Source organism: Streptomyces sp. NPDC031265 (assembly GCF_055570295.1).
This window is the reverse complement of sequence record NZ_JBVIHM010000004.1, coordinates 232,462-257,451: the sequence shown is the minus strand read 5'-3', so window position 1 is coordinate 257,451 and position 24,990 is coordinate 232,462. Positions and strand designations below refer to the sequence as shown.

General features: G+C 71.0%; 25 protein-coding genes. 13 read left to right on the top strand and 12 right to left on the bottom strand.

Annotation, left to right across the window (positions count from 1 at the left end; genetic code table 11):
• From ACZ499_RS09675 to ACZ499_RS09650, 6 genes are all read right to left on the bottom strand, one after another.
• Nucleotides 1–645: an ArsR/SmtB family transcription factor gene (locus ACZ499_RS09675; protein WP_468673489.1), complete on the bottom strand. Its 645-nt coding sequence runs from the start codon at nt 643–645 to the stop codon at nt 1–3.
• Between the two features lie 157 nt (nt 646–802).
• On the bottom strand, nt 803–1,801 hold the full coding sequence (locus ACZ499_RS09670; protein WP_468673488.1) for a glycine betaine ABC transporter substrate-binding protein: 999 nt from the start codon (nt 1,799–1,801) through the stop codon (nt 803–805).
• Nucleotides 1,801–2,637 (bottom strand): ABC transporter permease, encoded by an 837-nt coding sequence (locus ACZ499_RS09665; protein ID WP_468673487.1) that lies wholly within the window; start codon nt 2,635–2,637, stop codon nt 1,801–1,803. Before ACZ499_RS09665 ends, ACZ499_RS09670 begins: the two co-directional genes overlap by 1 nt.
• Complete coding sequence (locus ACZ499_RS09660) at nt 2,634–3,899, bottom strand: betaine/proline/choline family ABC transporter ATP-binding protein (protein ID WP_468673486.1); 1,266 nt, start codon at nt 3,897–3,899, stop codon at nt 2,634–2,636. The genes ACZ499_RS09665 and ACZ499_RS09660 overlap by 4 nt, the downstream gene beginning before the upstream one ends.
• Nucleotides 3,892–4,539, bottom strand: coding sequence for an ABC transporter permease (locus tag ACZ499_RS09655; protein ID WP_468407000.1), 648 nt, complete (start codon nt 4,537–4,539; stop codon nt 3,892–3,894). The genes ACZ499_RS09660 and ACZ499_RS09655 overlap by 8 nt, the downstream gene beginning before the upstream one ends.
• Nucleotides 4,540–4,625: 86 nt before the next feature.
• Nucleotides 4,626–5,105, bottom strand: a complete 480-nt coding sequence (locus ACZ499_RS09650; RefSeq protein ID WP_385548888.1) for an Lrp/AsnC family transcriptional regulator — start codon at nt 5,103–5,105, stop codon at nt 4,626–4,628.
• A 121-nt stretch (nt 5,106–5,226) separates the two neighbouring features.
• On the opposite strand from ACZ499_RS09650, the gene hppD reads away from it, so the two are divergent.
• Nucleotides 5,227–6,372 carry a 4-hydroxyphenylpyruvate dioxygenase gene (gene hppD / locus ACZ499_RS09645; RefSeq protein ID WP_468673485.1) on the top strand — a complete coding sequence of 382 codons (1,146 nt, stop codon included), beginning with the start codon at nt 5,227–5,229 and terminating at the stop codon, nt 6,370–6,372.
• Between the two features lie 586 nt (nt 6,373–6,958).
• Here the strand turns inward: hppD and ACZ499_RS09640 are convergent.
• Nucleotides 6,959–8,617, bottom strand: a complete 1,659-nt coding sequence (locus ACZ499_RS09640; protein ID WP_468673484.1) for a tetratricopeptide repeat protein — start codon at nt 8,615–8,617, stop codon at nt 6,959–6,961.
• Nucleotides 8,618–8,714: 97 nt separating this feature from the next.
• On the opposite strand from ACZ499_RS09640, the gene ACZ499_RS09635 reads away from it, so the two are divergent.
• Nucleotides 8,715–10,124, top strand: a complete 1,410-nt coding sequence (locus ACZ499_RS09635) for an FAD-binding oxidoreductase (protein WP_468673483.1) — start codon at nt 8,715–8,717, stop codon at nt 10,122–10,124.
• A 28-nt stretch (nt 10,125–10,152) separates the two neighbouring features.
• Here ACZ499_RS09635 and ACZ499_RS09630 read toward each other — a convergent pair whose 3' ends face one another.
• Nucleotides 10,153–10,644, bottom strand: coding sequence for an SsgA family sporulation/cell division regulator (locus ACZ499_RS09630; RefSeq protein WP_468673482.1), 492 nt, complete (start codon nt 10,642–10,644; stop codon nt 10,153–10,155).
• A 277-nt stretch (nt 10,645–10,921) separates the two neighbouring features.
• Here ACZ499_RS09630 and ACZ499_RS09625 point away from each other — a divergent pair, with 277 nt between their 5' ends.
• Nucleotides 10,922–12,382, top strand: a complete 1,461-nt coding sequence (locus ACZ499_RS09625) for an RDD family protein (RefSeq protein ID WP_468673481.1) — start codon at nt 10,922–10,924, stop codon at nt 12,380–12,382.
• A gap of 80 nt (nt 12,383–12,462) precedes the next feature.
• Nucleotides 12,463–13,230 carry an RDD family protein gene (locus ACZ499_RS09620; RefSeq protein ID WP_468673480.1) on the top strand — a complete coding sequence of 256 codons (768 nt, stop codon included), beginning with the start codon at nt 12,463–12,465 and terminating at the stop codon, nt 13,228–13,230.
• Between the two features lie 26 nt (nt 13,231–13,256).
• Here ACZ499_RS09620 and ACZ499_RS09615 read toward each other — a convergent pair whose 3' ends face one another.
• Complete coding sequence (locus tag ACZ499_RS09615; protein ID WP_385539909.1) at nt 13,257–13,520, bottom strand: hypothetical protein; 264 nt, start codon at nt 13,518–13,520, stop codon at nt 13,257–13,259.
• A 401-nt stretch (nt 13,521–13,921) separates the two neighbouring features.
• Here ACZ499_RS09615 and ACZ499_RS09610 point away from each other — a divergent pair, with 401 nt between their 5' ends.
• Nucleotides 13,922–16,330 carry an immune inhibitor A domain-containing protein gene (locus tag ACZ499_RS09610; RefSeq protein WP_468673479.1) on the top strand — a complete coding sequence of 803 codons (2,409 nt, stop codon included), beginning with the start codon at nt 13,922–13,924 and terminating at the stop codon, nt 16,328–16,330.
• A 122-nt stretch (nt 16,331–16,452) separates the two neighbouring features.
• The gene (locus ACZ499_RS09605; protein WP_385539912.1) at nt 16,453–16,758 is read left to right on the top strand and encodes a hypothetical protein; all 306 of its coding nucleotides are present in this window, start codon (nt 16,453–16,455) and stop codon (nt 16,756–16,758) included.
• A 138-nt stretch (nt 16,759–16,896) separates the two neighbouring features.
• Here ACZ499_RS09605 and ACZ499_RS09600 read toward each other — a convergent pair whose 3' ends face one another.
• Together ACZ499_RS09600 and ACZ499_RS09595 are read right to left on the bottom strand one after the other, a co-directional pair.
• Nucleotides 16,897–17,484, bottom strand: coding sequence for a nicotinamidase (locus tag ACZ499_RS09600; protein ID WP_468673478.1), 588 nt, complete (start codon nt 17,482–17,484; stop codon nt 16,897–16,899).
• A 100-nt stretch (nt 17,485–17,584) separates the two neighbouring features.
• A complete protein-coding gene (locus tag ACZ499_RS09595) occupies nt 17,585–18,913 on the bottom strand; it encodes a nicotinate phosphoribosyltransferase (RefSeq protein WP_468673477.1) in 1,329 nt (442 codons plus the stop codon).
• Between the two features lie 240 nt (nt 18,914–19,153).
• On the opposite strand from ACZ499_RS09595, the gene clpS reads away from it, so the two are divergent.
• The 7 genes from clpS to ACZ499_RS09560 all read left to right on the top strand — a co-directional run bounded on the left by clpS (nt 19,154) and on the right by ACZ499_RS09560 (nt 23,950).
• The gene (clpS, locus tag ACZ499_RS09590) at nt 19,154–19,459 is read left to right on the top strand and encodes an ATP-dependent Clp protease adapter ClpS (protein WP_067159503.1); all 306 of its coding nucleotides are present in this window, start codon (nt 19,154–19,156) and stop codon (nt 19,457–19,459) included.
• Entirely contained in the window at nt 19,459–20,040 is a 582-nt protein-coding gene (locus tag ACZ499_RS09585; RefSeq protein WP_468406980.1) for a DUF2017 domain-containing protein, read from the top strand. Before clpS ends, ACZ499_RS09585 begins: the two co-directional genes overlap by 1 nt.
• Nucleotides 20,041–20,357: 317 nt before the next feature.
• Nucleotides 20,358–21,812: an amino acid permease gene (locus ACZ499_RS09580; RefSeq protein ID WP_468673476.1), complete on the top strand. Its 1,455-nt coding sequence runs from the start codon at nt 20,358–20,360 to the stop codon at nt 21,810–21,812.
• Nucleotides 21,813–21,899: 87 nt separating this feature from the next.
• A complete protein-coding gene (locus ACZ499_RS09575) occupies nt 21,900–22,322 on the top strand; it encodes a M67 family metallopeptidase (RefSeq protein WP_468673475.1) in 423 nt (140 codons plus the stop codon).
• Between the two features lie 134 nt (nt 22,323–22,456).
• The gene (locus ACZ499_RS09570; RefSeq protein ID WP_468673474.1) at nt 22,457–22,573 is read left to right on the top strand and encodes a putative leader peptide; all 117 of its coding nucleotides are present in this window, start codon (nt 22,457–22,459) and stop codon (nt 22,571–22,573) included.
• A gap of 124 nt (nt 22,574–22,697) precedes the next feature.
• Entirely contained in the window at nt 22,698–22,985 is a 288-nt protein-coding gene (locus tag ACZ499_RS09565; protein ID WP_371652948.1) for a MoaD/ThiS family protein, read from the top strand.
• 14 nt (nt 22,986–22,999) lie between these two features.
• Nucleotides 23,000–23,950 carry a PLP-dependent cysteine synthase family protein gene (locus ACZ499_RS09560; protein ID WP_385823443.1) on the top strand — a complete coding sequence of 317 codons (951 nt, stop codon included), beginning with the start codon at nt 23,000–23,002 and terminating at the stop codon, nt 23,948–23,950.
• Between the two features lie 560 nt (nt 23,951–24,510).
• Here ACZ499_RS09560 and ACZ499_RS09555 read toward each other — a convergent pair.
• Nucleotides 24,511–24,933, bottom strand: a complete 423-nt coding sequence (locus ACZ499_RS09555) for a type II toxin-antitoxin system PemK/MazF family toxin (protein ID WP_468673583.1) — start codon at nt 24,931–24,933, stop codon at nt 24,511–24,513.
• Between the last annotated feature and the right edge of the window lie 57 nt (nt 24,934–24,990).

The following is a 24,990-nucleotide window of genomic DNA, read 5'->3' as shown; positions in this document are numbered from 1 at the left end:
TCAGTGGCTCTTGCGCGGGAAAGCGTGCAGGTGGACGCGGACCTGGGCGGTGTCGTCGGCCTCGGTGTGGGCGAGGTTGCGGTAGCTCTCGATGAGCTCGTGCGCCTTCTCGTTGAGTTCGCGCAGCTGCGCGGCGGTCAGCCGGAGCGTGAAGTCGCTCATGTCCGAGCTGGTGGACCACTCGTCGGGCCAGTCGCTCGCGGTACCCAGCCAGGTGGAGAGCTCCTGGGTGTGGATGGTCGCGATCTCGTGCATGAACAGGTTGACGGCGCCGCGCACCTCGGGGTCGGGGTCGTGGTGCAGCTCTTCGGTGAAGCTGGTGCCGTCGTGGGTGGCCCGCCACCAGCGCTCGCGGCCCTTGCCGTGCTCGGGCGCGTCCTCGACGAAGCCGTGCGCGGCGAGCTGGCGCAGGTGGTAGCTGGTCGCGCCGCTGGACTCGCCGAGCCGTTCGCCCAGCTGGGAGGCGGTGGCCGGGCCGTCGTGCCGCAGCGCCGCCAGCAGGCGGATCCGCAGGGGATGGGCCAGGCCCCGCAGGGAGCGCGCGTCGAGCGTGCGCTCGCGGGGCTCGGCCTTCGGGGCTTCGGGCTTCGCAGCCTCAGCTTCAGGCTTCGCGGCTTCGGGCTTCGGGTCGTCGTGCTCGCTCATGGCTCAACCGTAGACATGCAGAGAACTAGTTGCAAGCCTTTCTTTGCATCAATGCCTTTGCATCTAGATCTTTGCAAGGGGTTCTTTGCGACCCTGCGTCCGAAGGGGCCCCGGCGGCCCGCCCCCAGCACCCGCAGCGGTCCGGCTCCCGGCCCCCTCACCCCTTCCGAATGAACCCCTGCTCCACCAGCCACTCCTTCGCCACGTCGTGCGGATCGCGGCCCTCCACGTCCACCCGGGCGTTGAGGACCTGCGCTACCTGCGTCGTCAGCTTGGCGCTCACCGGGTTCAACAGGGCCGCGATCGCCGGGTACTTGGCGAACGTCGAGGCGTGCAGCTCCGGGGCCGCGTTGTAGTTGGGGAAGAAGTGCCGGTCGTCGGTCAGGACGTCCAGGTCCATCGCCTTGATCCGGCCGTCCGTCGTGAAGACCTCGCCCAGCAGACAGGAGCTGGACTTGGACACCTGGGTGTAGATGATCCCGGCGTCCATCTTCTGGATCCTGGAGGCGGGGATGGACATCCCGTACGCCTTTTCCATGCCCGGCAGCCCGTCGTTCCGGGACGCGAACTCGTTCTCCACGCACAGCGAGACCGCCGAGGGGTCCTTCTTCGTCAGCGCGGCCACGTCCGAGAGCGTCCTGAGCTTGTACTTCGCGTTGTTCCGCTCGCTGATGGCCAGCGCGTACGTGTTGTCGAGGGTCGACTGGGGCAGCCAGGTCACCCCGTTCTTCACGTCCGCGTCCCGCACCGCCCGCCACTGCGCCTGCGGGTCGGTGATGGGCTTGCTGTGGCCGAGGTAGGTGATCCAGGCCGTGCCGGTGTACTCGTACATCGCGTCCGCGTCGCCCTTGACGATCGCCTCGCGCGCGCTGATCGAGCCCGGCAGGTTCGTGCGGTCGACGACGTCCGCGCCGGCCGCCTTGAAGACCAGACCGGCCATCTGACCGAGGACGATGTTCTCGCTGAAGTTCTTCGAAGTGACCGTCAGGGAGGCCCCCTTGAGGGGGCGGCCCTGGCCCACCGAGCCCGGCCGGACATCGTCCACCATCGGCGAGCCGCTCTTGAGGCCGCAGCCGGCCGGGGGGAGCGAGAGCAGGACGAGTGCGCCCGCCGCCCGCGCCCACCCCGCCGTCCATCTCGTACGTACGCGACGCATCACCCCACCTCCAGGCCGTGGGGGGTCAGCGCCACCTCGGCCAGCGAGGCCAGCCAGTCCACCAGCAGGGCGAGCGCGACCGTGAGGACCGACCCGAGGACCAGGACCGGCATGCGCTGGGTCTGGATCCCGGAGGTGATCAGGTCGCCGAGGCCGCCACCGCCGCCGAACGTGGCCAGCGTGGCCGTGCCGACGTTCAGGACGAGCGCCGTGCGTACGCCCGCGAGGATCAGCGGGACCGCGAGCGGCAGTTCGACCTTGCCGAGGGTGCCGAGCGCCGACATGCCGATGCCGCGCGAGGCCTCCACCAGCTGCGGGTCGATCGCCTTGAGGCCCGCGACCGTGTTGGAGAGCACCGGGAGGACCGCGTAGATCACCATGCCGATGACCGCTGTCGAGGGGCCGATGCCCAGCCAGATCACCAGCAGGGCCAGCAGCCCGATCGCCGGGGTCGCCTGGCCGATGTTGGCGACCGACGTGACCAGGGGAGCGGCCCGGCTCAGCCCGCGCCGGGTCAGTGCGATGCCCAGCGGGATCGCCACGAGCAGCACCCAGAAGGTGGAGACGGCGGTGAGCTTCACGTGCTGCCAGAGCCGGAGCTGGACATTGCCGTTGTCGAGGGAGTTCTTCGCGATCGAGTCCAGCTGGACGTTGGTGATCCAGACGAAGGTGATCAGCAGGATCACCGCGACCAGCGCGGGCAGCAGCACCAGCTTCTGCCAGGTGATCCGGCGCCTCGGCGGCGCGGGCGCCGGGGCGGGCTCCGCCTCCTCGTCGCGGAAGACGTGGCCGCCGGCCTCGTGCTCGCCCGGCGGGCGTCCGGGTGCGGTGCTCATCCGTCCGCACCGCCGTCCGAACCCTCCAGCTCCTGCTCGGTCAGATGGTGGCGGGTCTCCTCCAGGTCGTGCTGGTGCTCGGCGGCGGCCAGCCGGTCGGCCTCCAGGAGCTCGTGGACGGAGTTCATGAGGGTCTCCATGTCGACGACGCCGATGTACTCGCCGCGCCGCCCGGTCACCGCGACCCGGCCGCCGGAGTCGATGAGCACCGCCTCCAGGGCGTCGTGCAGGGTCGCGTCCCGGGTTACCGTGTCGTGCACCAGTTGCCCGGCCCGCGCCAGCGACCCCTTGGCCCGCATCAGGTCGCCGCGCCGCAGCCATTTGTAGGGGCGCCCGCGCCGGTCCAGCATCAGGAGCTCGTTGTGCGGGCCGCTGCGCAGCTTGTTGAAGATCGACTGGAGCGGGTCGTCGACGGTGACGGTCGGCACGTCGGCCATCTCCACGTCCCGTACGCGCGTCAGGTTCAGCCGCTTCAGCGCCGCGCCCGCCCCCACGAACCCGGACACGAAGTCGTCGGCCGGGTTGGTGAGGATCGCCTCCGGGGTGTCGAACTGAGCGATGTGCGAACGCTCGCGCAGCACCGCGATCCGGTCGCCCAGCTTGATCGCCTCGTCGAAGTCATGGGTGACGAACACGATGGTCTTGTGCAGCTCGTGCTGGAGCCGGATGAGCTCGTCCTGGAGGTGGTCGCGGGTGATCGGGTCGACCGCGCCGAACGGCTCGTCCATCAGCAGAACCGGCGGATCGGCCGCCAACGCCCGTGCCACGCCCACCCGTTGCTGCTGTCCGCCGGACAGCTGACGCGGATAGCGCCCGTGGAACTCGCGCGGATCGAGCCCGACCAGGTCGAGCATCTCCTCCACCCGGTCCTTCACCTTCGACTTGGACCAGCCGACCATCTTCGGTACGAGCGCGATGTTCTCGGCGACCGTCATGTGCGGGAAGAGCCCGGACGACTGGATCGCGTACCCGACCTTGCGGCGCAGCTTCACCGGGTCGATGTCGGTGACGTCCTCGTCGTTGATCCGGATGCGACCGGATGTCGGTTCGATCAGCCGGTTGATCATCTTGAGCGTGGTCGACTTCCCGCACCCCGAGGGCCCCACGAAGATCACGGTCTCGCCCGCCTTGATCTCCATGCTGACGTTGTCCACGGCCGGGCCGGGGTTGCCCGGATAGCGCTTGGTCAGGTTCTCCAGCTCGATGGAGGCACCGGAAGCGGCGGCCCGGGTGCCGGTGGCGGCGTCGGACGGCTCAGGCACGGATCCCCCTGGGAATGGTCAGTCGGCCGAGCAGGACGTACGCGGCGTCGAAGAGCAGGGCGAGGACGACGATCCCGAGGGTGCCCGCGAGCACCTGGTTGATCGCGTTGGCGCTGCCGAGCGAGGCGATACCGCGGAAGATCTCGTTGCCGAGCCCCGGGCCCGAGGCGTACGCGGCGATCGCGGCGATGCCCATCAGCATCTGCGTCGACACCCGGATCCCGGTCAGGATCGGCGGCCACGCCAGCGGCAGCTCGACCCGGAGCAGCCGGGCCGGGCGCGACATCCCGATGCCCTTGGCCGCGTCCACGAGCGAAGGATCGACTCCGCGCAGACCGACGATCGCGTTGCGGACGATCGGCAGCAGCCCGTACAGCGTCAGCGTGATGACCGTGGGCGCGACTCCGAGCCCCACCAGCGGGATCAGCAGACCGATCAGGGCGAGGGAGGGGATGGTGAGGATCATCGACGTGGAGGTGACGGCGAGCGCGCCCGCCCAGCCGCTGCGGTACGTGAGGACGCCGATCAGGACGCCCAGGACGGTCGCGATCACCATGCACTGGAAGACCGCGCTGGCGTGCTGGAAGGCGTCCGTGAGCAGCTGCTGATGCCGGCTGGACAGATAGCTCCAGAAGCTCACTCCACGCCACCTCACCTCAGGCTCTGAACCTCAGGCTCTGAACCTCAGGCTCTGAACCTCAGGCTCTGAACCTCAGGCTCTGAACCTCAGCCTCTGACGGAGTCCTCCGCGGCCTGCTCCACCAGCGGGATGATCCGCAGCGGAACGGGGTTCTCCATGACGATCGCCGTGGAGGCCCGGACGATGCCATCAAAACCGACGACCCGGTCGATCACCCGCTGGAGATCGGCGTTGGAGCGGGCCACCAGGCGGCAGAACATGTCGCCGTGCCCGGTGGTGGTGTGCAGCTCCAGGACCTCGGGCACGGTGGCCAAGTGCGCCCGTACGTCGGCGCCCTGGCCCTGTTTGATCTCCAGGGTCGCGAAGGCGGTCACCGGGTAGCCGAGCGCGGCCGGGTCGACGTCCGGGCCGAATCCCCGGATGACTCCATTCGACTGAAGCCGGTCGAGCCGGGCCTGGACGGTGCCGCGCGCCACGCCGAGCCTGCGGGACGCCTCAAGGACCCCGATACGCGGCTCCCGCGCCAGGAGCACGATGAGCCGCCCGTCCAGATGATCGATCGCCATGAGTCACTCCGGATGGTCACGATGTACAGAAAGCGGGTGCGCGCCGCCTTGCAGCTGGTCAGATTGCCCACCTCAAATACAAACTATTGCGCACCTTGCAGTACGGGGGGAGCCTGCCGCTATGACTGAGACCATCGATCACACGCCCGACACCGCACGGCAGGCCGACCCCTTCCCGGTGAAGGGAATGGACGCGGTCGTCTTCGCCGTGGGCAACGCAAAGCAGGCCGCGCACTATTACTCGACCGCCTTCGGCATGAAGCTCGTCGCGTACTCCGGCCCGGAGAACGGCAGCCGCGAGACCGCCTCGTACGTCCTGACGAACGGCTCCGCCCGTTTCGTGTTCACCTCCGTCATCAAGGCGTCCACCGACCACGGCCGCTTCCTCGACGACCACGTGGCCGAGCACGGGGACGGCGTCGTCGACCTCGCCATCGAGGTGCCGGACGCGCGCGCGGCGTACAAGTACGCCACCGAGCACGGCGCGACCGGCCTGGCCGAGCCGTACGAGCTGAAGGACGAGCACGGCACGGTCGTCCTCGCGGCGATCGCCACGTACGGCAAGACCCGCCACACCCTGGTCGACCGGTCCGGCTACTCCGGCCCGTACCTGCCCGGCTTCGTCGCCGCCGACCCGATGGTCGAGCCGCCGGCCAAGCGCACGTTCCAGGCGATCGACCACTGCGTGGGCAACGTCGAGCTCGGCAAGATGAACGAGTGGGTGGCGTTCTACAACAACGTCATGGGCTTCACGAACATGAAGGAGTTCGTGGGCGACGACATCGCGACCGAGTACAGCGCGCTGATGTCGAAGGTGGTCGCGGACGGCACGCTGAAGGTCAAGTTCCCGATCAACGAGCCCGCGATCGCGAAGAAGAAGTCGCAGATCGACGAGTACCTGGAGTTCTACGGGGGCGCGGGCGTCCAGCACATCGCGCTCGCCACGAACGACATCGTCTCGACGGTACGGGCGATGCGCGCGGCGGGCGTCGCGTTCCTGGACACGCCGGACTCGTACTACGACACCCTCGGCGAGTGGGCGGGCGAGACCCGGGTGCCCGTCGAGACCCTGCGCGAGCTGAAGATCCTCGTGGACCGGGACGAGGACGGCTACCTCCTCCAGATCTTCACCAAGCCGGTGCAGGATCGGCCGACGGTCTTCTTCGAAATGATCGAACGCCACGGTTCGATGGGCTTCGGCAAGGGCAACTTCAAGGCGCTCTTCGAGGCGATCGAGCGGGAGCAGGAGAAGCGGGGCAATCTGTGACCTGCAACTTGCCGTGCGGATACGGTAGTTGAGTTACGGTCGAACACTGCGGCCCCCTCGGACCTGACCCGAGGGGGCCGCAGTGTCTTTCGGGGCCGGGCGTACGTCTGCAGGTCGGTGGGGGCTGGTCGCGCAGTTCCCCGCGCCCCTGAAGGCAGAACGGGGCCTGGCCACATTGCAGCCCCTCCGGCGTGCGAGGAACGGGGCCCGGCATTCAGCCCCTGCGGCGCTGGAGCGGGGCAGGGGCGGCAGGCCCGCCCCTCAGGGCACGGGGAACCGGGCGACCAGCCACGGACGACCTGGAGACGAACGGGGTCCGGGGCGGAGTCCCGGAGCGGGGGCGGGGCGCAGCCCAGCGGGGGTACCGGGGGCGAAGCCCCCGTAAGCGGGGTGCGGGGGGCGTAGCCCCCGCCGGGGGTGCGGGGGCCGCAGGCCCCACAGCGGGTTCCGGGGGCGCGCACCCCCGGTAACCCACCCGCCCCCGTGCCGGGTCCGGCCCCGGGAAACCACCTCCGCCCCCACCCGCCCCCGGAGGCCACACGGCGGAGCCGCACATGTCACAGCGGGAACGGGCGGGGTGGGGGATTCACTGCTGGCGCTTGGGCGGCTTCGAGCCCGACCCCGTCGGCTTCCGGGGGGACGACCTCGACCCCGACCCCGACCCCGAGCCCGAGCCCGAGCCCGAGCCCGAGCCCGTCCCCGTCCTCGTCGACGGGGACGTCGCCGAGCCGGAAGACCCCGACTCCGCCGGCGGATCCGGCGCGTAGCCATACACCTCCTTGGGACCCCCTTCCGGCGGATCCCCCAACGCCTTCAGAGACTGCCGCGCCTTCGGCGCCAGCAGCGGCGAGAAGGACGGATTCGTCCGCAGCGCCTCCTCCAGATCGCGCCGCGCCGGACCGGACTGCCCGAGCTCCCGCTCCAGCACCCCCCGGTGATAGGAGAACAGGGCGCTCCGGCCCCCCTTCTCCGCCGCCTTCTTCGCGAAGGCGAGCCCCTCCTCCGACTCCCCGGCCCGGTACAGCGCCCACCCCAGCGCATCCGCCACCGCCGCGCTCGGCGCGCGCCGCCACTCCGCGCGCAGGCGCACCACCGCCGAATCGGGCGCCCCGTGGTCCGCCTCGAAGCGGCCGAGGACGAGCGCGTCGCTCACCCCGCGCCCGCCGTCCGAGGCGGCCCGCGCGCGCAGCCGCGCGTACTGGGCCCGGGCGTCCACGCCGAGCCCGAGCGACTCGTACAGCTCGCCCAGTTCCAACAGATACTCGGGGCGCGGCTGACGCGCGACAGCCGCCGCGTAGTCGTGGCGAGCCGCCCCCGTACGGCCCAGGGCCAGCTCGGCCCGCGCCTTCCCGGCCAGTGCCGCGTGCCCGCCCGGATCCGTGCGCAGCGCCGCAGAGTGCTGGGCGAGGGCCTCCGCCGGCTCGCCCCGGTCCCACGCCAGGTCGCCCAACTGCCGCAGGCAGTCAGCCTTCTGGACCGATGTCGTGGCGTACGCGGCCGCCTCGGCCAGCGTCGCCGCCGCGTCCTCGCGCCAGCCCCGCTCCCGGTACACCGCCCCCGCCCGGGCCAGCCCCACCGAGCCGCCGCGCAGATCGAGCAGCTGTTCCACGGACTTGCTGGCGCCCTTGAGGTCACCGAGGCCCCCGTACGCGTCGATCAGCGCCGGATACACCGTCCAGCGCTTGGGCTCACGCCGGCGGACCTCCTCGGCCAGCTTCCGCGCGGCCCCGTAGTCGTGCCGCGCGTTGGCGAGCGCCGCCAGGCCGATCTGCGCGTCCGCGTTGCCCCGGGCGGCCGGTCTGACCGCCAGCGAGCGGCGCAGGGCCCACTCGGCACGCGGATAGTACGAGGAGTCCGCCGACCGCAGCCCGCGCCCCAGATAGGCGGAGCCGAGCACCGCCCAGGAGGCGTCGTCCGAGGGGTGCGTGCGCACCCACGCCCGCCGGTCCGTGATCAGCGCGGTCAGATCGGCGGCCGCCGCGGGCGCCCCCGCCCCGACGGCCGTCAGCGCCCGTGCGGCCGGTCCCGGCGCGGGCGGCGGCGCGTCGTGGCCGCCGCCGATCCGGGTCTGCGGCAGGACCACGAGGACCCCGGCGGTCAGCAGCGCGGCCACCGCCGCGCCGATCATCGTGCGGCGCGCGGTGCGGGCGGGCGGCGGCCCGGCCGGCTCCAGCGGCCTCGGCCGCGGCCGCGGCGGCGGCGTCAGGGGCTGCCGGTGCGGCGGCCATTCGTGTTCGGTCTCCATGGCGATCACTGTGCGTCCATACGAAGAGCACATCCCGCCCGCGCCCGCCGGGCCGCGCAGGGTTCACACCGATGGCCCCGGGTGCCACGCTGGGATCATGAACGATGGAGCCGAGCCCGTCGCCACGCCCGCCCCCGAGCCGGGCGCCCTCCTCGAACGGCTGCGCGCGGGCCTGCCCGCCGACGCGCTGATCACCGACCCGGACGTCACCGCGTCCTACGCCCACGACATGGCGAGCTTCTGCGCCGCCGGGGCCCCGGCCGTGGTCGTCCTGCCGCGTACGGTCGAGCAGGTCCAGCACGTGATGCGCACCGCCACCGAGCTGCGCGTGCCGGTGGTGCCGCAGGGCGCCCGCACCGGCCTGTCGGGCGGCGCCAACGCGACCGAGGGATGCATCGTGCTGTCCCTGGTCAGGATGGACCGCATCCTGGAGATCAGCCCGGTCGACCGGGTCGCGGTCGTCGAGCCCGGCGTCGTCAACGCCGTGCTCTCCCGGAAAGTCATGGAACACGGGCTCTACTACCCGCCGGATCCGTCCAGTTGGGAGCAGTGCACCATCGGCGGGAACATCGGCACCGCGTCCGGCGGGCTGTGCTGTGTGAAGTACGGGGTGACCGCCGAGTACGTCCTGGGCCTCGACGTGGTCCTCGCGGACGGCCGCCTCCTGGAGACCGGCCGCCGCACCGCCAAGGGCGTCGCCGGATACGACCTGACCCGGCTCTTCGTCGGCTCCGAGGGCAGCCTCGGCATCGTGGTGAAGGCCGTGCTCGCGCTCAGGCCCGCACCGCCCGAGCAGCTGGTGCTCGCCGCCGAGTTCCCTTCCGCGGCCGCCGCCTGCGACGCGGTCTGCGCGATCATGGAGCGCGGTCACACGCCGTCGCTGCTCGAACTCATGGACCGTACGACCGTACGGGCGGTCAACCGCATGGCGAACATGGGTCTGCCGGACAGCACCGAGGCGCTGCTGCTCGCCGCCTTCGACACCCCCGACCCCGCCGCCGACCTGGCCGCCGTGGGAGAGCTGTGCACCGCAGCCGGAGCCGTCCAGGTGGTCCCGGCCGAGTCGGCCGCCGAGTCCGAACTGCTGCTCCAGGCAAGGCGGTTGGCGCTCCCGGCGCTGGAGACCGTCAGGCCGGCCACGATGATCGACGACGTCTGCGTCCCGCGCTCCCGGCTCGCCGCGATGCTGGAGGGGACCACGGCGATCGCCGCCAAGTACGACCTGACCATCGGCGTCTGCGCGCACGCCGGGGACGGCAACACCCACCCGGTCGTCTGCTTCGACGCCGCCGACGAGGACGAGTCGCGGCGGGCCCGGGAGTCCTTCGACGAGATCATGGCGCTCGGTCTGGAGCTGGGCGGCACCATCACCGGCGAGCACGGCGTCGGCGTGCTCAAGAAGGAGTGGCTGGCCCGCGAACTCGGCCCGGTGGGCGTGGAGATGCAGCGCGCGGTCAAGCGCACCTTCGACCCGCTGGGGCTGCTGAACCCCGGCAAGCTGTTCTGAACAACCGTTACTCCTGTGGCCTCTCCCGTCACGCACCTTCCTCCGGCCGGGACTCGTCCGAGGGCCACGGGTCGTTCAGGTACAGCTCCTCGGCGCGGCTGCGGCCGGTCGTGGGCGCGAGCAGCTCGGCGAGGCCGTCGTCGATGCCGAGCTGCTCGGTCTCAGAACCCGGAGGGACCACCCGCAGCGTCCGCTCCAGCCACGCCGACACCTGGGCGGACGGCGCCTCCAGGAGCGCGTCGCCGTCCGGCGAGCTGAGCGCCATCAGGATCACGCTGCGCCCGTCCACCTTGGTGGGCCAGATCCGGACGTCGCCGTGGCCGCACGGCCGGAACACCCCCTCGACGAGCAGCTCACGGGCGAACGTCCAGTCGACGGGGTGGTCGGTGCCGATGTGGAAGGTGATGTGCACGGCGTACGGGTCGTCCGTGCGATAGGTCAGCCGGGCCGGGACCGGGATGCTGCGCTCGGGCGACAGCACGAGGTTGAGCTCCAGCTCGCGTTCCACCACGGTGTGCATGACAGTGCCTTTCCTCTCCGCGTACGAGCCCGGGATCGGGCCCTACCAGGTGAGAGCGGGCTGGGGCGCTGCTATGACGCGACTTCCGGAAAATTTTTCCGGCGGCCCGGGAAACGGCCCGGACGGGGGTTCCTGCCCCGGTCCCCGGGCGGGTGAGATGGGCCTTCACGTTGACCGGATAGTGGTCGGTAGCGACGGACCCGCCCGGCGGCGGTCGCCCGTCTGGTAGATGTGGACCCTTGTATTGACGAGGCCCACGAGCAGATACGGGACCGTGATGAGCGCCCCCACCCCGGCAACCGGCGACGGAACCCCCTTCGCAGGCTTCTATCCAGATCCGTCCATCCCCGGATATGTCCGGTACTGGAACGGCGCCGCCTGGGTGCCCGGTACGAGCCGGCCCGCACCGGCCGAGGGCGAAGCCATGCCCGTGCCGCCGGCCGGTGCGGCCCCGGCGGCGCCCGCCCTCGCCTCGGCCCCGCCGATGCCGATGCCCGCGCCCGCGGTGGAGGAGACGGGCCCCGTCTTCCTCGACGAGCCCGAGCCCGCCCCCCTCCACGGCAGCCGCCCCGACCCGGCCCCGGCCTGGCACGCCGACGCCTCCCACCAGTCGGGCTTCGGCGACGACGCGGCGCGGCGGGTCTCGTGGGGGCAGCCGGGGGATCCGGCGCAGGGGCAGGTGCCCCAGCCGCTTCCGGCTCAGCCGGAGGCCGGGCGGCCGCAGCCGCTTCCGCTGCCCGCCGGGCCGGCGTCCGAGCGGGCCGGGGCCGCCGTGCCGTTGCCCGCCGACCCGGCCCCCGTCCCGCCGGGCCAGGGACGCGGCCAGGACCCGTCGGGTGCGCCGGTGCCGGTGCAGTCGCTGCCCGCGCAGCCGTTGCCGGGCCGGCAGTGGCCCGGGGACCCGCGCGCCGGGGGTGACCCGCGCGTGGCCGACCCGCGCCGGGCCGAGCCGCAGGGGGCCCCGGCGGCCGTCCAGCCCGCGCCCGCCCGGGCCGCGCTGCCCTCGGCGCCGGTCGCCCCGCAGCAGCCCACCCCCGTACAGCAGCAGTCCGCCGCGCCGCCCTCCGTACCGCAGCAGGCCGCCACGCCCTCCTCGCCCGTCACCACCGGGGCCGGCGGGGGCTCCGCGTCCTGGGCGCAGCAGGTGCACCAGTTGGCGCGGCCCGAGGAGCGCTCGGGGCCCGGAGAGCCCGTGGTGCCGTGGAAGCCGCCCGTGGAGGACCCGTTCCTGCGGGCCGCGCGGGCGCAGGCCGCGGCCCGGCCCGCCGGTCTCGGGCGGCGCCTTGCCGCCCGGCTGGTGGACACCGTGGTGCTCGGCGGGGCCGTCGCCGGGCTCGCCCTGCCGCTCTGGATCAAGGGCGCGGACCACATCCAGGCGAAGATCGACGCCGCGAAGCTGTCCGGCGAGACGGTGACGGTCTACCTCCTGGACGGCACCACCGCCGGCTATCTCGCGATCGTGCTCGGCGCCTTCCTGCTCCTCGGTCTGCTCTACGAGGCGCTGCCCACCGCCAAGTGGGGCCGCACGCTGGGCAAGCGGCTGCTGCGGGTCCAGGTGCGCGACCTGGAGTCGCACGAGCCGCCGGCCTTCGGCGCGGCCCTGCGCCGCTGGCTGGTCTACGGCGTCCTCGGCGTGCTCGCCGTCGGCGTGGTCAACGTCGTGTGGTGCCTGTTCGACCGCCCGTGGCGCCAGTGCTGGCACGACAAGGCGGCCCGCACCTTCGTCGCGGGCACCTGACGCCGGGGCCGGCCGGCGGCCGTACCTCGAACGGGCCCCGTACCGTTGCGGGGCCCCACCTCGCGCGGTGCACTGCGGACATGAGCAACGAACCGCCCCCCGGCCGGCCGCCCGAGGACGAGCCGCCCGAGAACGACCCGTTCCTCAAGAGGCCGTCCGAGTCTCCCGGCTGGAGCCAGGGCCCGCCTCCCGGAGGCGGCCCACCTCCGGGCAGCGGCGCCCCTCCCCCCGGCGGCGGTCCGTACGGCAGCCCTCCCCCCGGAAGCCCCTACGGCACGCCGCCCCCCGGTTCGCCCTATGGCAGCACCCCGCCGCCGTACGACCCGTACGGCGGGGGAAACCAGTACGGCGGTCCCGATCCGCTCAGCGGGATGCCGCCGCTCGCCGACTTCGGCCGGCGGCTGCTCGCCCGCATCATCGACGCCCTGCTGATCGCGATCCCGCTCGGCGTGCTGGAGTGGGCGACCTCGGACCGCTGGGTGTACCAGACGAGGAGCGGTGAGGACACCTCCGACGTCATCGGCCGGGCGTACAGCGGCAGCGGACTCGCCTGGAACCTCATCGGTATCGTGGCGTATCTCGCGTACGACACCATCATGCTGAAGCGGGACGGTCAGACGGTCGGCAAGAAGCTGCTGAACCTGCGGGTCGCGATGCTCAACGACGGCAGCGTGCCCACCACCAGCGCCGCCCTGGCCCGGACGGCCGTGCTCTGGCTGCCCGCCCTGCTGTGCTGTCCGTGTCTGTGGCAGATCATCCTCATCATCACGATCCTCACGGACAAGCCCTACAAACAGGGCCTGCACGACAAGGCAGGGAAGACGGTGGTGGTCTCGACCGCCCCCTGACCCGGGGCCGGTTCGGTGCGGAGGGGTCAGCTCCGTACCGAGTCGGCCGGTACGCGCACCCCCGGCTCGGCGCTCTCCTCGACGGCGGCGGCGCGGTTCGTACGAACCGTGCGCGCCGCCTTCGGCATGGGGACCGTCACGGCGACCAGCAGCCCCAGCAGGAGCGCGGCCAGCACTATCACTCCCACCCCGACACCCGAGTCGGTCTGGGAGAGAAGAATCATGGCTACGGTCGAGAAGACGACGGTGGCCGAACCGTAGGCGAGCTGTGCTGCAGTCGGACGCGGCATAGCGGTATCCGTCCTCGGGGGCAGGCATCGGATGGGGCGGGTCTCTCGACCGGGCAACCGGATCGCACTGTCAAGCGACTCTACGACGGTGCTTGCCCTTAGGGAACCGTTGGTAAGCGTGACCTAACCCACGGTGCCGGTGCACAGGGGGCGCACGGAGTCATTCCGCATTCCGACAGGCGAGACATGCGCACCCGATGTCCGGGTTGGGTAGCACATCGGAAGCGTTCGGATAGCGGAAGTGCCGCTCTACATAATGTAATTGGCTGACCCAAGTCAAGATCTGTCTTTTCTTTGGCAACTCCGGTCCAATGTCGTCACTTGAGACGCGTGCCGCGCACCGGAGACCAGACCCCTCGCCCCCGGTCCGTGCCTGCGGCCGCGGGGGAGGACATCATCAAGTGACCAGCAACAGACGAGCGGTCAGAGCTGCCGCCATACTCGTGGCCCTGGCCACGAGTGGCGCGACAGGCTCCGCGTTCGCCACCGCCCAGGCCGACACCAAGGCCCCGGCACCTGTCGAGCGGCGGGACCCGGGCACCGGCTCGGCCAAGCACATCGACGACATTCCGGGCCCGTTCACCAAGCAGCGGGAGCAGCAGCGCCAAGCGGCGCTGCAGAAGGTCATCTCGGGCGACAAGAAGGTGCAGCAGCGCGGCGCCTCCAAGGTCGTCCAGCTCGACGACAAGAAGTACGTCGAGCTCGGCCGCGAGAAGACCGACAAGATCTTCACGGTCCTGGTGGACTTCGGGGACCAGATCGACAGCACGACCATGTTCGACCCGGACGGCCCGACCGGCCCCAAGCCGGCGGTCCTCAAGTACGGGGGCACGGCCGGCCCGGCGCACAACACCATCAAGCAGCCGGACCGCACCAAGGACAACTCCACCGCCTGGCAGAAGGACTACAGCCGGCAGCACTTCCAGGACCTGTACTTCGGGACCGGCACGAACGCCGACGGCACCCAGAAGCACTCCCTGAAGACGTACTACGAGAAGACCTCCTCGGGCCGCTACTCGGTCGACGGCACGGTCACCGACTGGGTGCGCGTCCCGGCCAACGAGGCCCGCTACGGCTCGAACTACTGCGGCGCCACCAACTGCTCCAACGTGATGGACCTGGTCCGTGACGGCGTCAACGCCTGGGCCGCGGACCAGAAGGCCAAGGGCCAGACCACGGAGCAGATCAAGGCGACCCTGGCGCAGTACGACCAGTGGGACCGCAACGACTTCGACAACGACGGCAACTTCAACGAGCCCGACGGCTACATCGACCACTTCCAGATCGTCCACGCGGGCGAGGACGAGTCGGCCGGCGGCGGCGCGCAGAAGACCGACGCCCTGTGGGCCCACCGCTCGTACGCCTACGGCACGGACGCGGGCAAGACCGGCCCGGGGAGCAACAAGGCCGGCGGCACGCAGATCGGCGACACCGGCATCTGGGTCGGCGACTACACGATGCAGCCGGAGAACGGCGGCCTCGGTGTCTTCGCCCACGAGTACGGCCACGACCTCGGTCTGCCGGACCTCTACGACACCACCAACACCGCCGAGAACTCGGTCGGTTTCTGGTCCCTGATGTCGGCCGGCTCCTGGCTGGGCACCGGCAAGGACTCGATCGGCGACATGCCGGGCGACATGACCGCCTGGGACAAGCTCCAGCTGGGCTGGCTGAACTACGCCACGGCCAAGGCCGCGACGCACTCGACCACCAAGCTCGGTGTGGCGGAGTACAACACCAACGACAAGCAGGCGCTCGTCGTCGAGCTGCCGAAGAAGCCCGTCACCACCACGATCGTGAAGCCCGCCGAGGGCTCCAAGCAGTGGTGGAGCGGGATGGGTGACAACCTCAACAACACCCTGACCCGCTCGGTCGACCTGTCCGGCAAGTCCAAGGCCTCCCTGGACCTCTCGGGCTGGTGGGACATCGAGCTGGACTACGACTTCCTGTACGCCGAGGCCTCCACGGACGGCGGCGCCACCTGGACCGCGCTCGACGGCACCGCCGACGGCAAGCAGATCAGCCGCGACCCCAGCGACAAGCCGGCCCTGACCGACGTGTCGGGCGCGTACAAGAAGCTCTCGTACAGCCTGGACGCCTTCGCGGGCAAGAAGATCGACCTCCGCTTCCGCTACGCCACGGACGGCGGCGCGGGCGGCAAGGGCTTCACCGCCGACGCGATCACCGTGAACGCCGACGGCGCCGCGCTCTTCACCGACGGTGGCGAGGGCGACGACAACGGCTGGACGTCGAAGAACTTCTCCCGCATCGGCGAGTCGTTCACCAACGACTACCCGCAGTACTACATCGCGGAGAACCGCCAGTACGTGTCGTACGACGAGACCCTCAAGGTCGGCCCGTACAACTTCGGCTTCGCCAAGACCCGCCCGTCCTGGGTGGAGCACTACGCGTACCAGCCCGGTCTGCTCATCTGGCTCTGGGACCTGTCCCAGAAGGACAACAACGTCTCGGTCCACCCGGGCCACGGCCAGATCCTGCCGGTCGACGCCCACGCCAAGCCGCTGAAGTGGGCGGACGGCACGCTGATGCGCAACAAGATCACGCCGTTCGACGCCGCGTTCAGCTTCTACCCGACGGGCGCGCTCACCCTGCACAAGGCCGATGTGGCGACCACGGTCCGCCCGCAGGCCGGCGTGCCGATGTTCGACGACCACCGGGGCACCTACTGGTACCAGGAGAACCCCACGGGAAGCGTGCAGGTTCCTGACACCAACACCCGGATCTCCATCGTCCAGCAGCCCAAGGACGGCTCGACGATCACCGTGAAGGTTGGCCCGTCGACCAAGTAGTTCTAAAAACTGCAGGTCAAACCATGATCGGCCGTCGCCCTCTAGCGGGCGGCGGCCGATCGTGTTTAGGTGCGTCCTACGAGTCCTTATTGACACGACGTCTCACGGGGGAGCGGTACGCCATGCCTGGCGGAGGTTTCAGCAAGCTGCCGAACGGCAGCGTCGTCGTCGCGCTCACGCTGCCCAGCCCCGCCGGGGACGGCCGCCAGGTGCGCGTCCTGGTCCATGCGGCCAACCGGGCCCGCGCCCTGACCCGGCTGCGGAACCTGGGCCTGCGCGCGGTCTATCTGCGCGGCAACACCCAGCCGCCCACGCCGGACGAGATCACGGCGGTCCTGCACCACCCGGACGGCCTGCTGTGGCGCACCGCGCCGCAGCCGGAGGCCGAGGAGCTCTGGCACCCGATAAGGGCGCTGCTGCGCCCGTGAGGGCGCTTCAGGGGCGTGGGTCCGTGACATCGTGCGGCTCCGCCGCGATGGGGGTCCCCCCTGTTCGAGCGAAGCCGAGAACTCGGGGGAGCGGCCAGCCCCCACCGGCCCGCACCCGACCGAGAAAGCGATGCGCGGTCAACAAACCGGCTTCCCCGACAGCTCCGCGCCGGCGGACCGCAGCTCCTCGATCGCCCGAGCAGTCGTCTCCTCGGAGACCCCCGCGGTCAGATCGAGCAGGACGTGCGTCGCAAACCCTTCCCGCACCGCGTCCAGTGCCGTCGCCCGCACGCAGTGGTCCGTGGCGATGCCGACCACGTCGACCTCGGTGACCTCCCGGGCGCGCAGCCACTCCGCCAGGCCCACGCCGTTCTCGTCGCGCCCCTCGAAGCCGCTGTACGCGGCCGCGTGGGCGCCCTTGTCGAAGACCGCGTCTATGGCGCCGCAGGCGACCGCCGGGGCGAAGTTCGGGTGGAAGCCCACGCCCTCCGTCCCGGCCACGCAGTGCACCGGCCAGGAGTGCCGGAAGTCGGGGTGCGCCGAGAAGTGGTCGCCCGGGTCGACGTGGTGGTCGCGGGTGGCCACCACATGGCGGTACACGGACCCGGCGGCCTGGCCGATCAGGTCGGTGATGGCAGCGGCGACGTCGGAGCCACCCGTGACCGCGAGGCTGCCGCCCTCGCAGAAGTCGTTCTGAACGTCTACGACGATCAACGCGCGGTGCATGTCGGCTGTCCTTCGGTCAGGGGGCTGTTCAACGAGCGTAGAGACTCCGACCCCGGTCCGGCAGGGGGCAATTGGGGTGCAAAGGCCCGGACGTGCGGCGTTACGCGTACTCCGTGGGCAGTACCGGTTCTCCCCGCGACAGCTGCATCGCGGACATCGGCAGCGCGCCGCGCGCCGCGATGTGCCGCTCCCGGGCGGCGTCCAGCGGCTCGCGGGCCGCCACCACGCCCCCCTTGACCAGCTCGGCGAGCAGCTGCCGGTCTGCCAGCCCGTCCGGGACCGGCCCGGTGCCGACGACCTCGGCCTCCGCGATCCCGTCGGCGTCGGTGCGCCGGGCCGCCCACTTGCGGCCGCCGATCGACGTCTTGCCGCCCATCGACTTCTTCGCCACCGGCACCAGCGGTGCCTTCGGGTCCGCGCTCTGCGCGCGGGCGACCAGCTTGTAGACCATGGAGCAGGTGGGGTGCCCGCTGCCGGTGACCAGCTGGGTGCCGACGCCGTACGCGTCGACGGGCGCGGCCGCCAGCGAGGCGATGGCGTACTCGTCGAGGTCGGACGTCACCACGATCCTCGTCTTCGTCGCACCCAGCTCGTCGAGCTGCTGGCGCACCCGGTGGGCGACGAGCAGCAGGTCCCCGGAGTCGATCCGGACCGCGCCGAGCTCGGGGCCCGCGATCTCCACGGCGGTACGGACCGCCTCGGCCACGTCGTAGGTGTCCACCAGAAGGGTGGTGCCCCGGCCCAGCGAGTCCACCTGGGCCCGGAAGGCGTCCCGCTCGCTGTCGTGCAGCAGGGTGAAGGCGTGCGCACTGGTCCCGACGGTGGGGATGCCGTACCGGAACCCGGCCGCCAGGTCCGAGGTGGTGGTGAAGCCGCCCACGTACGCGGCCCGGGCCGAGGCCACCGCGGCCAGCTCGTGGGTGCGCCGGGCGCCCATCTCGATCAGCGCCCGGCCGCCCGCGGCCGCGGACATCCGGGACGCGGCGGCGGCGATCGCCGAGTCGTGGTTGAGGATCGACAGGATCACGGTCTCCAGGAGCACGCACTCCGCGAAGGAGCCCTCGACCCGCAGGATCGGCGAGCCCGGGAAGTAGACCTCGCCCTCGGGATAGCCCCAGATGTCACCCGAGAAGCGGTACGAGGCCAGCCACTCCAGGGTCGGCTCGTCGACGATCGCGCGCTCGCGCAGGAAGCCGAGGACGGCCGGGTCGAAGCGGAAGTTCTCCACGGCGTCCAGGACCCGTCCGGTCCCGCCCACCACGCCGTACCGGCGTCCCTCCGGCAGCCGCCGGGTGAAGACTTCGAAGACCGACCGCCGGTCGGCCGTCCCGGCGCGCAGTGCCGCCTGGAGCATGGTCAGCTCGTACTGGTCCGTGAAGAGCGCGGTCGACGGCACGTCCACCGGCAGCCCAAGGTCCGCAGTGTTCACAACCGGTTACCTCGCCTTTCCGTTCCGGCTGTCGACCGGGTCGGCCGGGGGTCCGGGGACCGTCCCCCGGGAGTAGCAGCCATGGGCCGGATGTTACTCCTCTTCGCGTCAGAGTGACGATTTCGGGGCCCCGTTTGTGCGACTGCGGCCCCCGAGTGGCAGCATTGGGTGAGTGAGGCTGTGCTTCCCGGGGAACAACCCCCGGACCCCCGGCAAAGAAGACGAAGGTCGTCCACAGACGTGAGTGTTGCCCCGGTCGAGATCGAACGCCCCGAGTCGGCGGAGGAGACCTTCGCCGTCCCCGAACCCGATGTGCCGTGGGTGACGCTCGTCCACAACGACCCGGTCAACCTCATGAGCTACGTCCAGTACGTCTTCCAGAGCTACTTCGGCTACCCCAAGGACAAGGCCCGCAAGCTGATGCTCGATGTGCACCACAAGGGCCGGGCGGTGGTCTCCAGCGGCAGCCGCGAGGAGATGGAGCGCGACGTGCAGGCGATGCACGGCTACGGGCTGTGGGCCACGCTCACCCAGGACCGCGGCTGATGGCCGGCTACTTCGAGGCGCTGCCCGGCGGTGGCGCCGCCGTCGCGCTCGACGAGGTCGAGATCGCCATCCTGCGCTCCCTGTCCGTACAGCTCCTTGAGCTGATCGGCCCGGGCGACGAGCCGATGGAGGGCGAGGACCCGCTGGCCGCGCTCTTCGCCGAGGGCCCCAGCGAACCGCCCGCCGACCCGGCGCTGGCCCGGCTCTTCCCCGACGCGTACGACAGCGGTGAGAGCGACGAACTGCGCGCCTCCGCCGCCGAGTTCCGCCGCTTCACCGAGAAGGACCTGCGCGCCCGCAAGCGCGAGGACGCGCTCGCGGTGGTGCGCGCCCTCGACTCGCTCACCCCGCAGGGCGACGGCGGGGCGGTCCTCAAGCTGTCCGCCGACGACTCCCGGCGCTGGCTGGGCGCGCTCAACGACCTGCGTCTGACCATCGGGACCCGGCTGGACGTCACCGACGAGGACGAGAGCGGCGAGCTGTACCGGCTGCCGGACGAGGACCCGCGCAAGCCGATGGTGATGGCGTACCTCTGGCTCGGCGGGCTCCAGGAGACGCTCGTCGAGACACTGATGGCCTGAGACGGCTGTTTTCTCTCTGTTCGCTCAGCGGACGCTCAAATCCGCATAACGATCCGATTACCGCAACGGCATGGTTTGCGGTTTCCTGTGCGCTTTGTCCGGTCTTCCCTGTGGCGTGCGCCACAGTCGCCCCAGTGGATCACCCGTAAAGACGTGATAAATCTTCACGACCACCCGGGGACGCCACCCATGTTCCCGGGGGCGCTTCGGCCGGCTGACCGCCGGTGGCACTCCATCCACATCCGGGGGGATCAGGACCTGATCCGCGGCTTCATTCATCGAAGCGGGCGGGTCAGCATGGAGAAAGGCGCACCACCATGACCTCAGCGCAGGTCGACAAGCAGGACGACCGCTCCGGCAATGAGGCCGTGGGGACCGCCCACGGCGCAGCCGAGGGCGAGGGATACCAGCGGGGCCTCGGCGCCCGCCAGATCCAGATGATCGCGATCGGCGGAGCCATCGGCACCGGGCTCTTCCTCGGCGCGGGCAAGGCCATCTCGAAGGCCGGCCCCAGCCTCATCCTGGCCTATGCCATCGCGGGCCTGGTCATCTTCTTCATCATGCGGGCGCTGGGCGAGCTGCTCATGTACCGCCCGGTCTCGGGCTCCTTCTCGGAGTACGCCCGTGAGTTCGTCGGCCCGTTCTGGGGCTTCGTCACCGGCTGGACCTACTGGCTCTTCTGGGTCGTCACCGGCATCACCGAAGTCACCGCGGCCGCCCAGTACATGGCCTTCTGGACGCACAACGACGTCCCGCAATGGCTGTACGCGCTGGTCTTCACGCTCATCCTGTACGCGGTGAACCTGATCTCGGTGAAGCTCTTCGGTGAGCTGGAGTTCTGGTTCTCGATGGTCAAGGTGACGGCCATCGTCGGCATGATCCTCATCTGTGCCGGCATCCTCACCGTCGGCTTCTCGGACGCCGCAGACACCGCCACCGTCGCCAACCTCTGGAACGACGGCGGCTTCTTCCCCAAGGGCATCGGCGGCACGCTGATGACCCTGCAGATCGTGATGTTCGCCTTCCTCGCCGTCGAGCTGGTCGGCGTCACCGCGGGCGAGTCCAAGGACCCCGAGAAGACGCTCCCCAAGGCCATCAACACCGTGCCGTGGCGCATCGCCGTCTTCTACATCGGCGCCCTGATCATGATCCTCTCGGTCGTCCCGTGGCACGAGTTCCAGCCCGGCGTGAGCCCCTTCGTTGCGGCCTTCGAGAAGATGGGCCTCGGCGTCGGCGCCGCGATCGTCAACTTCGTGGTCCTGACGGCCGCCCTGTCCTCCTGCAACTCGGGCATGTACTCCACCGGCCGCATGCTGCGCGACCTCGCGCTCAACGGCCAGGGCCCGAAGGTCTTCACCAAGCTGACCAAGAGCGGCACCCCGCTGATCGGCACCACGGTCTCGGCCGCGCTGATGCTGGTGGGCGTCTGGATCAACTACAAGGCGCCGGGCAAGGCGTTCGACTACGTCGTCTCCTTCGCCACCATCTCCGGCATGTGGGCCTGGATCATGATCCTGGTCTGCCAGATCCGCTACCGCGCCAAGGCCGACCGCGGCGAGCTGCCCCAGTCCACCTTCCGGGCGCCGGGCGCCCCGTACACCAGCTGGTTCGCGCTGCTGTTCATCCTCATGGTCATCGTGATGATGGGCGTCGACAAGGACTCGCGGGTCTCCCTGTACTGCGCCCCGCTGTGGGGCCTGATCCTGGGCGTCTCGTACCTGGTCCTCAAGGCGCGCAACCCCGACAACAAGGCGTTCGCCAAGCGCTCGTAGCGCCCCCGCAGCCGCCGGTTCTCACCATTCGGGCCGTCCCGTACCACTCCTCGGTACGGGACGGCCTGTCTGCTTATCCTTGCGCTCATGCTGACCCTCACCCAGGCCCTGTACGACCAGATCGTCGCGCACGCCCGCGCCGACCATCCCGACGAGGCGTGCGGCGTGGTCGCCGGCCCGGCCGGCACCGGCCGCCCCGAGCGGTTCGTCCCGATGCTGAACGCGGCCCGCTCGCCCACGTTCTACGAGTTCGACTCGCAGGACCTGCTGAAGCTGTACCGCGAGATGGACGACCGGGACGAGGAGCCGGTGATCGTCTACCACTCGCACACGGCGACCGAGGCGTACCCCTCGCGCACCGACGTGACGTACGCGAACGAGCCCGGCGCCCACTACGTCCTGGTGTCGACGGCGGACACGGACGGCCTCGGCGACTTCCAGTTCCGCTCGTACCGGATCGTGGACGGCGGGATCAAGGAGGAAGAGGTCACGGTGGTGGAGGCGTACTGAGCCGTACTGAGCCGTACGCGGGGCGCGCGGCGGGGCGCCCGCGCCCGAGGGCTCTGCCCGCATCCTGAGCGGAGTGCGTCCGCCATCCGAGATCACACTCCGGGAAGCGGACCGGGAATCGATACGATGACCGCATGGTTCCCCACGACGTGAGCGAAGAGAAGCCGAGCAGCCCGCTGCTCGTGGCGCGCCTGCACGTCGACCTGTGCCGCCTCGCGAGCGCGATGTGTCCGCGCGCCAGCGCCGCCTGAGCCACGGCCGCCCGCGCACGACCCGTACGTACGACCCGTACCTCCGCAGCACCCGCGCGAAGCCGCGCGCCCCTTGCCTTCCTCTCCCTTCTCGTCTTCTCTCCTTCCGACTGGAGCCCACGCCATGGCCATCGAGGTCCGCATCCCGACCATCCTCCGCACCTACACCGACGGCGCCAAGGCCGTCGAGGGCAGCGGGGCGACCATCGACGAGCTCTTCAAGGACCTGGAGACCCGTCACAACGGCATCCGCGAGCGCCTGGTCGACGAGGCCGCCGGCGGCGAGCTGCGCCGCTTCGTGAACGTCTACCTCAACGACGAGGACGTCCGCTTCCTCGCGGGCATCACCACCGAGCTGTCCGACGGCGACAGCGTGACGATCCTGCCGGCCGTGGCCGGCGGCATGGTCTGAGGCTGATCGCCGTCATGCGCTACGACTCCGCGCTGGCCGCCGTCGGCAACACCCCGCTGGTCCGCCTCCCCAGGCTGTCCCCGTCGGACGACGTCCGCATCTGGGCGAAGCTGGAGGACCGCAACCCGACCGGCTCGGTCAAGGACCGCCCCGCGCTCCACATGATCGAACAGGCCGAGAAGGCGGGCCGGTTGACGCCCGGCTGCACCATCCTGGAGCCGACCAGCGGCAACACCGGCATCTCGCTGGCGATGGCGGCGAAGCTCAAGGGCTACCGCATCGTCTGCGTGATGCCCGAGAACACCTCACAGGAGCGCCGCGACCTGCTGAAGATGTGGGGCGCGGAGATCGTCCCGTCCCCGGCGGCGGGCGGCTCCAACACGGCGGTACGGGTGGCGAAGGAACTGGCCGCCGAGAACCCGTCCTGGGTGATGCTCTACCAGTATGGCAACCCGGACAACGCGGGCGCGCACTACGCGACGACCGGCCCGGAGATCCTGGCCGACCTCCCGTCGATCACCCACTTCGTGGCGGGCCTCGGCACCACGGGCACGCTCATGGGCGTCGGCCGCTACCTCCGCGAGCGCGTCCCCGGCATCCAGATCGTCGCGGCCGAGCCGCGCTACGACGACCTGGTGTACGGCCTGCGCAACCTCGACGAGGGCTTCGTCCCCGAGCTGTACGACGCGTCGGTGCTGACCAGCCGTTTCTCGGTCGGCTCGGCGGACGCGGTGACCCGCACCCGCGAACTCCTCAAGGAGGAGGGCATCTTCGCGGGCGTCTCCACGGGCGCGGCGCTGCACGCGGCGATCGGCGTGGGTAAGAAGGCGGTCAAGGCGGGCGAACCGGCCGACATCGTGTTCGTGGTGGCGGACGGCGGCTGGAAGTACCTGTCGACTGGCGTCTACACGGCGGAGACGACGGAGGAAGCGATCGAGATGCTGCAGGGGCAGCTCTGGGCGTAGCCCGTGCGGGGCTGCGGACCGGGCCTCCGGGGGCCGTGCTTTGCCTGCGGGTGGGTGGGAGCTGGTCGCGCAGTTCCGCGCGTCCCTTTTGGGCCCGGTGTTTGTCTGCGGGTCGGGTGTGGTTGCTCGCGCAGTTCCCCGCGCCCCTGAAGGCAGAACGGGGCCCGGGCACATTTCACTCCCTCCGGCGTGCGAGGAGCGGGGCCCGCGCATCCACGCCCTCCGGGGTTTGCGCAGCGGGGCAGGGGCCGCAGGCCCCGCCCTTCAGGGGCGCGGGGAACTGCGCGACCAGCCACATACGGCCCGCAGACGAACGGGACCGGGGCGCAGCCCCGAAGCGGGATGCAGGGGGCGGAGCCCCCGCCAGGGTCCGGGGGCGCAGGCCCCGCCAAAACCGGGTCCGGGGGGCGGCGCCCCCCGGGGTGCAGGGGCGCAGCCCCGCCCGGGGCCCGGGGACGTAGCCCTCGGGAGACCCACCTCAACCCCCACCCACCCCCGGAGGCCACGCGGCGGAGCCGCACATGTCACAGCGGGAACGGGCGGGGCGGGGGCAACCGGCGTCACGCCAAGTACCGCACCTGGTCCCACACCGTAGGGTCCACCACTCCCACCCGCCGCCGGAACTCCCACAGCGCCACATCGCGCAGCTCATCCGTCTCCAGGAAGCTCGGCCGCCCCTGCGCGTCCCCGACCGTGCCCGGCGGCAGCGGAATCACCCCGGCCTGCTCCTCGTGGAACTTGCTGGTGATCTTCGCGACCAGCGCGCTGTTCCCCCGTACCGACAGCACCAGACAGGGCCGGTCCTTCGAGCCCGGCCCGTCCTCGTACGGCACGGCCGCCCACCAGATCTCACCCGGCTGAGGCCGCCGCTTGGGCGCCCGGCGCGGACCGGCAGGTCGCCCGGGCGGCCGTACGCGCCCTCCGGGCCGAGCCGGGGGGGGGGGGGGGGGGGACCGGCCACGGAGGAAGAGGGAGCCCGGCACGACAACACACACGGCGAGAACCGAGAACGAAAAGGACGGGTACCGACCCAAGAACCT